Here is a 12,883-nt window from a genome sequence, read left to right as displayed (position 1 = left end):
GTATTTCCCTGGAAAGAAGAGACATCCATATGGTGCCCCGAAAAATGACAAATGTCAAGCTGACAAGGACCGGAAAACTCCGGCACATCTGATTTTCCTATCCCGAAGATGACGCTCCCCCCTCATCCCGGTACTGCCGGGCAACGATATTGTGCCGCCGCATGATCTTCTGCAGAGCGGCCCGGGTCAGGCCGGACATCTCCGCGGCCCGGGAAACATTGCCACCGGTTTTCTCCAGCAGGTCGGTGACATATTTGACCGTAAAGGTGTTGATGGTCTTGTCCTTGGCCACCTTGTACTGCTCCACCTCCCGGGGAGAATTACGGCCCCGGGCCCGTTTCTCCTGTTCCGGATTCCGCAGATACCGGACATCGATGATCTCGTGGGGGCAGAAAAGGACCGCGCCCCGGATCACGTTCTGCAGTTCCCGGACATTACCCGGCCATTCCCTGTCCACCAGCTTCTCGACCGCTTCCAGCGAAAACTGTTTTTCCGGCAGCTCCAGCTCACGGCATACCTTTCTGGTAAAATGATCCACAAGCAGGGGGATATCCTCTCGGATCTCGGCCAGGGAGGGCGTGTGCAGGGTGACCACATTGAGCCGGTAGAAAAGATCTTCCCGGAACGATCGCTCCCGGATCTTCTGCTCCAGATCACGGTTGGTCGAGGCAATGATCCGCACATCCACAGACCGGGTCCTGGTGCTGCCCACCGGCTTGACCTCGTGCTCCTGGAGGACACGCAGCAGCTTGGTCTGGACCGCCACCGGCACATCCCCGATCTCGTCCAGGCAAAGGGTGGATTTATCAGCCTCGACAAAGAGCCCCTTCTGGTCCCGATCCGCTCCGGTAAAAGCCCCGCGTGTGTGGCCAAACAGCTCGCTTTCCAGGAGATGCTCGGGAATGGCCGGACAGTTGACCATCAAAAGAGGCCGATTGCGCCGCTTGCTGAGACTGTGGATGGCCCGGGCGGTCAGTTCCTTGCCGGTACCGGATTCCCCGCGGATCAGGACTGTATAATCGGTCCTGGCCGTAGTTTTGATTGCATGGTAGAGCTGCTGCATGGGCCTTGATTCACCAATAAAATCGGCAAAGGGCGCCGTCTCCCGGACCCGCCGGCGCAGGTTGGCGTTTTCCCGCACAAGCAGGTTATGTTCCAACCCTTTGCGGACCGTGCGGAACAGCCCTGCCTTGTCAAAAGGCTTGGTGATGAAGTCATAGGCTCCGGCCTTGATGGCCTCAACCGCGGTCTCAATACTGCCATAACCGGTCATCATGATCACGGTGATGCATCTGTCCGCCCGCTGCAGCTTTTCCAGCATCTCGAAACCGTTCATTTCAGGCATCTGGATATCAAGCAGGACCAGGTCGATGGACTTGGAGGCCACCAGCTCCAGAGCCTCCCCGGTGTCCACACGGGTCAAGATCGAAAGCTCGGGAAATTCCCGGCCAAGCATCCGTTTCAACCCCTGGAGGAGATCCGGCTGATCATCCACTATCAAAATATTCTGCGATACCAAATCGTTTTCCATTAACTCTCTCGTATGTTACCGTACATCGTTGTTCATCTTACACCGGCAGGGTAATAATAAACCTAGTCCACCTGCCCGGTTTTGACTCCACCCGGATATCGCCATCGTGGTCCCGGACAATCCCGTAACTGACGGAAAGTCCCAGTCCCGTACCGCCGCTCTGGGATTTTGTCGTAAAAAACGGGTCAAAAATCTTGTCTGCCACCTCCCTGTCGATGCCGCGGCCATTGTCCTCCACCAGAACCACCAGCCGGTTATTCTCGGCCTCATAACGGCTCGTCACCAGGATAATCCCCTCGCCGTCAATGGCATGGGCCGCATTCATCAACAGGTTGAGAAAGACCTGCTTCACTTTATCAAGATCCAGCAACACATCAGGCAGCTCCTCCCCGAGATGGAGCGTCAGGCGAATTCTCTGTTTGAGAAACTGCTGCCGCACCAGGGCCACCACATCTTCGATGGCCTGGTTAATCGATCCACGGCGTTTAACAGTTTTCTGGCTGCGGGAAAAATTCAGCAGGTCGGTGACGATCCGCTGACAGGACCGGGCGTGTTTCTCGATAACCCGGATATCCTCAAGTACAGGTGGATCGAGATCCCCGTGGTCTTCGAGCAGATTGTCGGTATAGCAGAGAATGATCCCCAGGGGATTGTTGATTTCATGGGCGACACCTGCGGCCAACTGGCCAAGGGAAACCAGTTTTTCCGTCTGCTGGATACGCTGCTCCACCTGTTTTTTCTCCGTGATGTCCTTGGCATAGCAGACCACATTACGGACCTCGCCCCGGTCGGAGAACAGGGGATAAAAGTTGACCTCGTAGATGTGACCGTCCTGGCCGTCGATCTGTTCCACCACCGGCGTCCTGGGCAACTCGGCCAACGGGGTCCGACAGACGGTGAAGGGACAGGGATTTTTCAAGGGCAGTTCGGCAAGGGATCGGTTGAGAATATCTTCAAGCCTCAACCCGTGCTGGTCAAGGAAGGCCTTGTTGACCATCTTTATCCGGTACTCGGCATCAAGCAGAAGAACCACATCGGTGATCCCGTCAAAAACCGACTGGAGCAGCTCCTTGCTCTCGATGAGCCGGGAAATATTCTGCAGGCTCTCGATGGTGATGCCGATCTGGTGGCCGATGGAGAAGAGCAGCTCCTGAAGCTGGATATCCACATCCTCCAGGTTGCGGCCGACAAAGGTCATGACACCCAGGACCTGGGACCGGCAGCAGAGCGGGACATTGAAGTTGTTCGCCAGCACGGCCTCCTCACCGGTCATGCCGAGACGACTGCAGGCCGCCTCCTGGATAAACCGGTCAAAATCAAGCATCTTCTCATCCAGGAAGGGAAGGCAGACCAGGGGATCAAAAGGAATGGTTTCGTCCAGCATCTCCGCCTGTTCCCGACACTGGAGGACCAGCCTGGCACGTTGCCGGTCAAGCAGGTAGATTCCCGCCCCTTCAGCCGGAATGACTTTAAGGGCCTGCTGAAGGACCCTGGGTAGAATATCGGCCAGATGAACTGACTGGGTAATCAGCTCGCTGATGGTATTCAAGGTCCGCAGCTCCTGACCGCGGGTGATCACTTTTTCCCGCAGGCTCTGTTCCGAGCGCCGGAGGGCCAGGGTTCGTTCCTCCACCTTTTTCTCCAGATTCTTGGCATAATCCTCGAGCTGGTGCCGGGTAGTGCGGAGATGGCGGGCCACCGCCTGGACCGAGGCCGCCAGCTCGCCGAACTCGTCTTTTGTCCGGGCCTGCTCATAGAGCTGGACGCCATGTTCGTCGCGCAGGTTGTCACGAAAGATTTCCAGCAGGCCGCGCAGGTCACGGATAATGAGTTTGTTGAAAAAAAACCAGACAATGCCGTAGAGGAAAATAACCGAAACAAAGGTCGTGCAGAAAACCTTCCATGCCATTTCCATGATGGGCATCAATCCCGCGTCCACCGGCACCCCGACACTGACCACTCCGCGCACCACATCCGGCCGGCGCATGAAACCACGCTCATTGCCATAGAGATCTATGACAGCCTGCGGCGCATCTTCGGGATCTCCGTGGCAGCGCAGGCACGACGGGGTAAAGCGCACCGGACGGAATCGCATGTACATGTGCTGGCCTTCTGATTTGACAATCCCGTGCCAGTCGTCTTTCTCGGGATGCTCGGCAAAGTATTTGATCTTTTCCAGCTCAAGATCATCAGCCTCGAATTTTGGATTGCGGGCGTTTATGGCCGCCCGCCGGTATTCAAACAAGGGCACTTTATCCTGGAAGCGATCCATCACCACCCTGCCTATATAGGAGGTGGACATGGCTTCGAGAACAAACGTTTCATCGCCGAGAACCTCATACATTTTTGGCCGGAGCACCTCCCGCACATACCCCCTGGTCGACTCCACAGCCGCCATGATCAATTCTGTCTTCTGATAGATATCTTCCTCAAGCTGTTTCTTTTCGTGCAGGTAGAGCAAGGAGGTCACCACGATACAGAAACAGATGAAGATACAGGCGAGCCCGAGCATAAACCTCGACTGCAGGCCGATGGAGGAACTGCGGATGCCGGAAGACAGGGTGTCGTTTTGTTCCATGTGTATCCTTCCTTTTCATTTCATCTCCCGGACAAACCGGGAAAGAAAACATTGACTGCCAACCGATGTAGGCACTGCATCCACACGGAGGCACCAGGCCGTTGTTGCCTGGTTCAGCCCTGAGAGGGGGCTGACTGCCTCCTCAAGGAAGCACCATATTGTGTTTTTGCGCCATAACTTTCCCCACCGGTAGATAAAAAAACTGAAAAACAGAAATCAACCAACTGTAATTCCATAATTATCCCCCATAAAACCAAGGAGAGGAACTTTTAGGCCCTGAAATTGCTTTTAAAGAGATTCCAGATGGAACCACACCTTTCAAAGACTCTTTATCCAACAAGATAGAAGGAAACCGTTATGAACAGACCACGCCAGGGTACAATCATCCTGCTCCTGCTGGGCATCATCACTGCCCTTCTTCTCATCGCCAAAACAGACCTCATGGCCCCGGTGATGCGCTTTATCCTGGATACGAACCAGGGGACCCCGCTGCAGCTCATCGGCTGCACTGTGGCGGCCATCCTCGGCCTCTGGGTGATCTACCTGCTCCTCGACATGGTGGGCAGCTATTACTCGCATAAGCTCGATTCCCTGCATTCAACCTCAACCGAAAAGCCAGTGCAAGGAGGTGACCGACCCTGAGACAAACGATGCATTTTTCAGGCCATGGAGCAGCGGCCCGGCCGCAAGAAAACCATTGATCCCCTCTGAAAAATCCACCCGGTGGCACGGGGCTGCCAGGTGATTTTTCAACAAACAAAAAAAGGAGAGAAACTATGACTCAGACCCAGGACAATAGACCGCTGTTCATAATCAGCGGCCTGATGATATTCTACGCGCTGCTTGTCAGCAGCGGCATCCTGCACCCCCTGATGAAATACCTCCATACCACCAAAACAACTGATCTCCAGATTTTAATGGGCTTTATAGCCGGTGGTATCGGTATTCTGGGTGCCATTATCAATTCAGTGCGCAAACCAGGCGACACGATCATTGACCGGTTTGTTCTCCAGCCACTACCCGGCGTTCTGCTCATCCTGGTGATGGCCATGGCCATCCGCTGGTACCTGGAGCCGGTGGTCAAACTGATCAGCCAGAGCCTGCAACCGGTCCTCGGTTTCAAAATCTACAAAGTCCTTAACCTGAACTATGTTATCCTCGGTCTGCTGGCCGGAGTCATTCTGACCAACACCTATGGCATTCCCAAATTCGCCCAGGCCGGGGTCAAATGCGCCCGTTTCGTCCTCAAAATGGGCGTTATCATGCTTGGCGCCCGGTACAGCTTTGCCGAGCTGGCTAAGCTTGGCACGTACAGCATCTTTCTGGTCGGCACTTTTGTCCTCGGTACGGTCTTTTTTGTCCTCTGGCTGGGCAACATATTCAAACAGCCCAAGACCATGACCGGTGTCCTCTCCGCGGGCATGGGAGTCTGCGGTGTTTCGGCAACTGTCGCGGTGGCGCCGGTGGTCAAGGCCAAGAGTGAAGAGATGGCCTATACCATCGGAACCATCCTCTCCTTCGGTATCATCTGCATGTTCATTTTTCCCACCATCGGCCACCTGGCCGGCATGAACGCAGTCCAGTTCGGAGCCTGGGCCGGTACCGGCATCCTGAACTCGGCCCAGGTCGCGGCCGCGGCCCTGGCCTTTAACGCGGTGGACATCAAAACCCTGAAAGTAGCTGAGATATTTAACATTACCCGCATCCTCTTCCTGCCGATCATTGTCCTGGTCCTGGCCACCTGGTTTGGCAAGGAAAGCGGCAAGAAACTGACCTTCAAGGAAGTGGTTATCGACAAATTCCCGATCTTTATCCTCGGCTTCCTGCTGCTGTTTGGCATGTCCTCCGTGGGTCTCTTTTCACCTCCGACCCATTACAAGGGTAAATTCATTGATTTCAGCTATAACGACCGAACCCAGGTGACGGACAAAGAATGGGAGACCCTGAAAAAAGCCCTGGATACAGGTGCGATCCAGGGGTTGACCCCCGAGCAGATGGAAGCGGTCGAGAACCTTGTCGCCCAGCGGCAGATCGCCGGTAACTTTGAAAACCGTAACGACAAAAAGCTCTTCCACAGACAGGGTGAGCAGCGGATGTTCCAGCTGGAATCCGTGATTGCCGCGGCCAAGGCCAAAACCATCGAGATATCCCCTGAAGTGACCTCGGCGATCAAGCATGCTGTCAAGCAGGTGCACAAGAAATCAAAAACCGTCACCACCCTGACCGACTGCATGATCTGGTTCTTTGCCTTTGGCCTGATCGGGCTTGGCATGCAGATCACGAAAAAGGCCATTTTCCAGGCCGGTGGCTGGCCCCTGGTCATAGGGATTATTTCCGGCGTAACCAAGGCGACTCTGTCTTTCCTGGTTGTTATTTGGCTGGTAAAAGACGTGGTGCTTAAATAGCGATCACCGAAAGCTATGAAAGACAAACCCGGAATACCGAGCCCAGGCTCTCTGTTCCGGTCTATTTTCCGGAGGTAGTACAATGAGTGATGATAAAATAAAAATAGAGACCGGCGACGCCGGTAAGGGAGTATCTGAAGTCGCCCGGGAGGCCAAAACGGAAGAGCTTGAAGAACGCGCCCTTTCTGTTTTTGCCAGTGAACGCAATGAGGACCTCACAGCCCTTATTCTGTCCCTGGTTACCACCTTTCTGGTCCTGCTTTTCACCAAGTGGATGTAAGCCGGCTCCAGTACGCCAGCAAAAACCGGCACACTCCTTCCGGCACAGAAAGGCCGGAAGGAGTGTTTTCTCCGGGCCTTCCCGGCACGGATAACCTCAGAGACGCTTTCAGCTATGTTTACATCTCTTCTTCTCTGTACCCACGGGACAGACGGCGCCAGGCAGGCCGAACAGCTGGTTTTCGATAACCTGTGTACCGAAAACCCGGCCCTGCAGGTCACGGTCCTGACCATAATCGACCAGGACTGGCGGTCCATGACCGGCGACGACTGGCTCAACTCCAGCAAAACCCACGCCACCTTCCTGAACCACGTGGAAAAACAGATGCAGGAGGAAAATGAAGAAGACTGGCAGCGGATCAGGGAACAGTACCCTGCCGCCGCCAGGGCGGTTTTCGCCGGCGTGGTCGGGCCCATTGAACAGACCATTGCCGATGAGGCCAGAAAAAGAAACTGCGACCTGATCGTCATCGGGCCCTACCGGGAGAGCAGAAGACTGTTCAACCTGACCATGGAGAAAGGACTCCGGTCCAGGATCGATGCTCCCGGCCTGCACAAGATACTGCCATGCCCGGTGCTGGTTGCCCCGCCACATACCGGACCTGCGAGCTGACATGGAGCGTATTTATGACCTGTACCTGCCGGTTGCGGCCGCAGAACTCGAAATCGACAGGATTATCGATGAAGAAAAACTGCTGCATCTTCATCCCCACTGGTTTGTCAAGAAGACCGATCAGGGGGACATCGGGCTGTCTGCGGTCCTGCGCGACCATGCCACCGACCAGGTCTTCTCCCTGAAGCTGCGCCTGGACCGGTCTCCGGTCCCTGCTCCGGACGATCCCGGAGATTGCCGGCAGATCATGCGGATATTTCTCTTCGATTATCCTGTCGAAGAGCTGCTCTTTTTCGCCGACCGGAAAAGATCACGGGTCCGGGTCCGTTTTGCCGCCGACCAGGTCAGCGACGATGAGGAACAGGATATCCTCCTGTGGATACGGGCGATTCAGGAATATCTCAGGCTCTATATCGCCACCACGCCGCGGACGCTGTTCTTCCGTCTGCTCATGAACAAAATGATCCTGCGCATGAACCCGTCGCAGCGCAAGATCTGCCTGATGCTGACCAAGATAACGATCATAGAACTTCTTATTATCCTGATTCTCGTTTTGGGGTATGCTTATTTTATTCGTTAGGAGGCTGTTGAAAACTAAACCAGCGAGGCCTTTCCCCCCTGCCCCCGGACCGTATTTCTCCACCGGGTTTGTAACCAGACGATTTCACCTGCACAAAATGTGCAAGTGGTCAGGGGTGCCGCAGGTTCGTGCAGGCTGCCAATATCCTGGTTCAAGAGCGCATCATGTCCACCCTCCAGATCGGTGATACCCTCGACACCTTCGCCATCGACAAAATTGTCCATGGCGGTGCCATGGCTCGCATCTACCGGGCCGTGGACCTGCTCACAGACCAGAGAGTGGTCCTCAAGATCCCCCTGGGCGATCTCTTCAACCACCCCATGCGGTTCTACCATTACCAGAACGAAGAACGAATCGGCCGTTTTCTCGATCATCCAAATATCGTCCGCTTTCTGTACCGGAAAAGATCCCGGCCCTATATCATCCAGGAATACGTGGAAGGACAGGAACTCCGGACCCTGGTCGGTCCCGGACGGACCATCCCGCTGGAGCGGGCCTGCAGCCTGGTGGTCCAGCTCGCAAGGACCCTTGCCTATCTCCACGACCAGGGCATCTGTCATCTCGATCTCAAACCTGAAAACATCATCATAACCGGCCAGGGAACCATCCGGCTGCTGGATTTCGGCCTGGCGATCAGGAAAGGCATGGAGGACCTGCTGGGCGAAGATTTCCCGGTCCCCCACGGGACACCCTACTATATCGCCCCGGAACAACTACAGAAAAGACAATACCAGGAGGCAAGCGACATCTACAGTCTCGGAGTGATATTCTATGAAATGCTCACCGGTCACCTGCCCTTTCCCAGGTCCAGAAAAACCTCCATCACCCGCTGGCGCCTCAAAGTGGTGCCGGTGCCGCCACGCTTTCATGTACCGGACCTCCCGCCCCGACTCCAGGAAATCATTCTCACCTGTCTTGAGCGGGACATGACGGCCCGTTTCCAAAGCGGTTCGGAGCTGGCCCGGGCCCTGGAACAGTGGCAAACGGCCCCGGTGACCCGGGTCGGCACAAAAAACCGTAAACCGTGGCAATGGCTTGCCTTCTTTCTTCCCTCACCACCACCCCTGGCACAGGAGGATCAAACAAGCCTCAAAGATGGCGCAAAAAAATGCTGCCACGTACTCGGAGCGGTGATAAACGACAATGCCTCCGAGCCTGTGGCCGAGGAAGTGCGGCGCCTGGCCCTGCTCAACCAGGGCCAGGCCACCCTGCTCTTTGTCATCGAGGATGAAGGTGACGATCAGCTTCTCAAATACCGCCGGCAAATGGAAGGCGATGAGTTTCGCCAGCGCCTGGAAACTTTTATTCAGCGCTTTCGCCACTATAATCTCGATCCCACCATCAGGCTGGTGCGCGGCCAGGTAGTTGAAACCATCCTTGAGATTGGAGACAAAATTCAGGCTGAGCTGATCGTCCTCGGTCCGCCCCGACGACCTCTTTCTCTTTTCCGTCAATCGGTCGTTGACGCGGTCACGGCCGGAAGCCGCGCTCAGGTCCTGATCGCTCACCCGCACGATAACGACGAAGCGTGGAAACTGGTCAGGCATCCACCACGCGACCTGACCAGCCGTCAGGTACTGGTCCTGGAACTTTTTCTGATCGACTGCTGGTTCGATCACGTGGCCTGGCTCGGAGACCTGGCCCTGGCCCTGATACGGAAAACAGCTCCGCCACCGGATCCTCGTGCACACCATTGCTGTATCCAGGAATGGCTCGAACATCTCCGCTCCTTTTCCTCCTGGCAGAAGGTGGCCGAGCTCCTGGAACCTGTCCACAGGGAGATGCACGCCATCGGCGAAGACATGCGGACCTGTGCCGGAAATGACGAGACCCTGAAATCCCTCTATCTCCACCAGGCCCTGCCCTGTGCCTGCCGGTTTCGTGAACAGCTCCGGCAGGTCAGCAGACTTATCCGCAACCTCTCCGGCCAGCGGCAGCTCAAGCATCTCTCCACCCTGTCGGCGACCTGCTGCCCGGTGTATGCCACCACAATGCCCATGGGCGGACCGCTGCTCCAACTCCACACCATCAGGAAATACATGGAAAATCGTTCCGGACCGTCGATATCAACTGACAGTGGAAAATTCACCTGATGCGCCTGGCCATATTTGCGGACATCCATGCCAACCTCGAAGCCCTGGTCGCAGTGCTCGATGATGCCGCCGGACGCTGTATTCATCGCTATTTCTGCCTCGGGGACATCGTCGGCTACGGCCCGGACCCAAACGGGTGCATCGAGCTTATCCGCTCTCTGCCCGGGGCCAACTTCCTTGCCGGTAATCATGATGGGGCCGCCACCTGGCGATATTCACCATACAATATGCACCGGGTGGCCACAGAGTCCATCTTCTGGACCATGGACCAATTGACGCAAAATCACGCAAATTTTCTCGAAGCCCTGCCCCTGACCCTGGCCATGGACGACATGCTCTTTGCCCATGCCAATCCCTATAACCCTGGCGCCTATGGCTATGTTCAAAGCCCCATGTATGCCCTCCGTTCCTTCCTGGCGACCAGGGCCCGACTCCTTTTTATCTCCCACACCCACCGACCGCTGATCATCACCAGAAAAAACTTTTTCCAGGTCGATTTTTTCAAGCCAAAGGGAGAGGTCACCTGCAGCCTCGCTCCGGATAAACGCCATATCATCAACTGCGGCTCTGTGGGCCAGCCCCGCGACCGGGATCCCAGGGCCTGCTACTGCATCCTGGACACCAGGAAAAACACCATCGAGTTTCGACGAGTCAAATACGACATCAGCCAAACAGCGAAAAAAATACAGGACTCCGCCAGCCTCCCGGATGCACTGCTCCAGCGCCTTGTACGGGGAAAATGACAGCCCTGGACAGACATGAGCGAATCAGGATCTGCGGAAGTTCCAGATTCGGTACGCATAATGTCTGTCCGGAGGGCGCTGGCCATACCCGCCTGCATCGCCGCAGATCGGACTTTTGCGACGCCATCACGCCTGACCAGTGAAAATAATACCGTCCACGGGACATTCAGGAATGGCCACGGCAAGGAATTGTACGCAAAATTTGCAATTTTCTTGTTCACCGGCTGACGCTTTGCTATACCGATATAAGAGGAACTTGAAAAAATCTTGTTTGATACCGGCATGCTGTCCTCTTTTTTCTGTCATATCCACAGCAAACGAACCTGTTTCAACGTGTGGCGTTCTCTTCCTTCGGGAAAATTGCCAGGTCATAATCTGTTTGCCGGCCGCAGGTCCTTCAAACCGGGCATCACCAGATGTGGACCGGTCTCCTGCGCTCCTGCAGACGCAACCACAGGGAAACCATGAACAGCTCCATATTACTGATCGCAGGCCTCCTGGGCCTGGCCATCCTTGTTCTCTTTCTGATTCTCAAAAAACGTTCTTCAGGGGCTCGAACGACAGAAAAAAAAGAATCTCCCGTCCCGCCCCCCACTCAGGAGCAACCGGTCGTGACCGAAGAACAGGAGGAAGAAGTTGAAAACGTGGAGATTGAACCGGTTGCCGAAGAAAAGGTCCCTGAAGCTGAAACCCCGGCAGAGGAGGATTCTGCCAGGGAAAAGGCCTCTGTCGAACCTGGTGTTACCGAACTGACGGAACAAACTGCCCCGCCCGAAGAACCCCAGGGGGAACCGCCCGCCATCACCCTGTCTCCAGGTCTGTATGAACAGCGGCTGATGGACTATCGGGAACAGCGTCTCCACCGCCTGACCAGGGCCATGGAAGAGGAAAATGAAGCACAGCGGGAACAGCTCCAGGCGGAACTTGTGGTGATCACCGAGTCTCTGAATTTTCTTGAAATCAGCTATGAGCATGAACTCGCCTGCCGAAAACAGGTCCTGGAAGCTCTGGGCCAAATGGATCTGAGTTCCAGAGAATATGAAGAGGCCCGGAAGTCCATCGAAGAGGGAGATACCGCTGTTGCCGGCCAGATACTTGACGATGTCGCAGCAAGGAACCCCTCCCGAGCCGCCCAGGCAGCCTATCTCAGCGGTCGCCTCGCCGAGTGTCTGGTCGACCTCAACAAGGCCATGGACCGCTATGAACAGGCCGTGAACCTGGACGACCGCACCCCGGAATATCTCCGGACCGCTTCCGCCCTGGCCAGAAGACTGTACCGCCACAAGAAGGCACTGGCCTGGTCTCGACGCCTTGTAGAGCTGCTGGAGGCCGAAGGCGAGGAGACGGTGGACCTGGCCCTGGCCCGCCGCGACCTGGCGTACACATCGGCCCTGGTGGGACAACACAAACAGGCCGGCAGCCTCTACAAACAGGCCATGGTCAGCCTGTCCAAACTAAAGGGCACCGACGATCCGGAACTGGGCATCTGCTGGCTTCAGATCGGCAAACTGCAGGAAGCCCTGGGCCGGTATGAAAAAGCAGAAGATGGTTATGTGAAGGCCCTGGCCATTGTGGAGAAGGTGGGTGGCCACGTGGCCCTGGGCGAAATTCTGGAAAAGCTTGCCGGGCTCTACATGGAACTGGAGCGGGAAAAAGAGGCCATTCCCCTGCTGGAACGTCTCTGTGCCGTGAAGGAACAGTCAAGCAATCCAGACCGGGCAAGCCTGATCATGGCCTACAGCAACCTGGCCGAGGCCTGCAGGATCTGCGGCAGGTATGGCCAGGCCGAGGAAAACTATCTTCGCAGTCTGGCCATAACTGAAGATCTGCGCGGCCCCGACCATCCGGCCGTGGGAAGCATACTCCAGGAGTTGAGCCAACTCTGCCAGCGTCAGGGGAAACAGGACGAGGCCGAGCAATACGGTCAGCGTGCCTCGACCATTTTCCAGCGCCTCATGGACGAAGAGGAAAAAACCGGCCGGCAGCAGGACAGCCTGACTCTGCAGGAGTAGTCCCCCTCCACAGCAACGTCTCACCGCAGGCCAAAGTCCGTCCTTGCGC

10 protein-coding genes are annotated in these 12,883 nt (G+C 56.0%); 8 read left to right on the top strand and 2 right to left on the bottom strand.

Annotated features, from left to right (window positions below; translation table 11 throughout):
- Positions 1-97: 97 nt before the first annotated feature.
- Together ACXJJY_RS02275 and ACXJJY_RS02270 are read right to left on the bottom strand one after the other, a co-directional pair.
- Complete coding sequence (locus tag ACXJJY_RS02275) at positions 98-1,531, bottom strand: sigma-54-dependent transcriptional regulator (protein ID WP_456385082.1); 1,434 nt, start codon at positions 1,529-1,531, stop codon at positions 98-100.
- Positions 1,532-1,568: 37 nt separating this feature from the next.
- Entirely contained in the window at positions 1,569-4,109 is a 2,541-nt protein-coding gene (locus ACXJJY_RS02270) for a c-type heme family protein (RefSeq protein WP_456385081.1), read from the bottom strand.
- Between the two features lie 357 nt (positions 4,110-4,466).
- On the opposite strand from ACXJJY_RS02270, the gene ACXJJY_RS02265 reads away from it, so the two are divergent.
- From ACXJJY_RS02265 to ACXJJY_RS02230, 8 genes are all read left to right on the top strand, one after another.
- Positions 4,467-4,751, top strand: coding sequence for a hypothetical protein (locus ACXJJY_RS02265; protein WP_456385080.1), 285 nt, complete (start codon positions 4,467-4,469; stop codon positions 4,749-4,751).
- 134 nt (positions 4,752-4,885) lie between these two features.
- Positions 4,886-6,514 carry a YeiH family protein gene (locus tag ACXJJY_RS02260; protein WP_456385079.1) on the top strand — a complete coding sequence of 543 codons (1,629 nt, stop codon included), beginning with the start codon at positions 4,886-4,888 and terminating at the stop codon, positions 6,512-6,514.
- An 82-nt stretch (positions 6,515-6,596) separates the two neighbouring features.
- Positions 6,597-6,794, top strand: a complete 198-nt coding sequence (locus tag ACXJJY_RS02255) for a hypothetical protein (protein WP_456385078.1) — start codon at positions 6,597-6,599, stop codon at positions 6,792-6,794.
- A 114-nt stretch (positions 6,795-6,908) separates the two neighbouring features.
- Positions 6,909-7,406, top strand: coding sequence for a universal stress protein (locus ACXJJY_RS02250; protein WP_456385077.1), 498 nt, complete (start codon positions 6,909-6,911; stop codon positions 7,404-7,406).
- 1 nt (position 7,407) lies between these two features.
- A complete protein-coding gene (locus ACXJJY_RS02245; protein WP_456385076.1) occupies positions 7,408-7,986 on the top strand; it encodes a hypothetical protein in 579 nt (192 codons plus the stop codon).
- A gap of 164 nt (positions 7,987-8,150) precedes the next feature.
- On the top strand, positions 8,151-10,079 hold the full coding sequence (locus ACXJJY_RS02240; protein WP_456385075.1) for a serine/threonine protein kinase: 1,929 nt from the start codon (positions 8,151-8,153) through the stop codon (positions 10,077-10,079).
- Positions 10,079-10,822: a metallophosphoesterase family protein gene (locus ACXJJY_RS02235; protein ID WP_456385074.1), complete on the top strand. Its 744-nt coding sequence runs from the start codon at positions 10,079-10,081 to the stop codon at positions 10,820-10,822. The genes ACXJJY_RS02240 and ACXJJY_RS02235 overlap by 1 nt, the downstream gene beginning before the upstream one ends.
- Before the next feature lie 464 nt (positions 10,823-11,286).
- Positions 11,287-12,834, top strand: a complete 1,548-nt coding sequence (locus ACXJJY_RS02230) for a tetratricopeptide repeat protein (RefSeq protein WP_456385073.1) — start codon at positions 11,287-11,289, stop codon at positions 12,832-12,834.
- Positions 12,835-12,883 lie beyond the last annotated feature (49 nt).

This window comes from Desulfolithobacter sp. (genome assembly GCF_054025815.1).
This window is presented reverse-complemented; position numbering and strand designations above follow the sequence as displayed.

Excerpts from the sequence above, each read along its gene's own strand:
- ACXJJY_RS02260 (WP_456385079.1), top strand. The coding sequence starts at position 4,886 with ATGACTCAGACCCAGGACAATAGACCGCTGTTCATAATCAGCGGCCTG.
- ACXJJY_RS02270 (WP_456385081.1), bottom strand. The coding sequence starts at position 4,109 with ATGGAACAAAACGACACCCTGTCTTCCGGCATCCGCAGTTCCTCCATC.
- ACXJJY_RS02240 (WP_456385075.1), top strand. The coding sequence starts at position 8,151 with ATGTCCACCCTCCAGATCGGTGATACCCTCGACACCTTCGCCATCGAC.
- ACXJJY_RS02245 (WP_456385076.1), top strand. The coding sequence starts at position 7,408 with ATGGAGCGTATTTATGACCTGTACCTGCCGGTTGCGGCCGCAGAACTC.
- ACXJJY_RS02230 (WP_456385073.1), top strand. The coding sequence starts at position 11,287 with ATGAACAGCTCCATATTACTGATCGCAGGCCTCCTGGGCCTGGCCATC.
- ACXJJY_RS02250 (WP_456385077.1), top strand. The coding sequence starts at position 6,909 with ATGTTTACATCTCTTCTTCTCTGTACCCACGGGACAGACGGCGCCAGG.
- ACXJJY_RS02275 (WP_456385082.1), bottom strand. The coding sequence starts at position 1,531 with ATGGAAAACGATTTGGTATCGCAGAATATTTTGATAGTGGATGATCAG.
- ACXJJY_RS02235 (WP_456385074.1), top strand. The coding sequence starts at position 10,079 with ATGCGCCTGGCCATATTTGCGGACATCCATGCCAACCTCGAAGCCCTG.
- ACXJJY_RS02255 (WP_456385078.1), top strand. The coding sequence starts at position 6,597 with ATGAGTGATGATAAAATAAAAATAGAGACCGGCGACGCCGGTAAGGGA.
- ACXJJY_RS02265 (WP_456385080.1), top strand. The coding sequence starts at position 4,467 with ATGAACAGACCACGCCAGGGTACAATCATCCTGCTCCTGCTGGGCATC.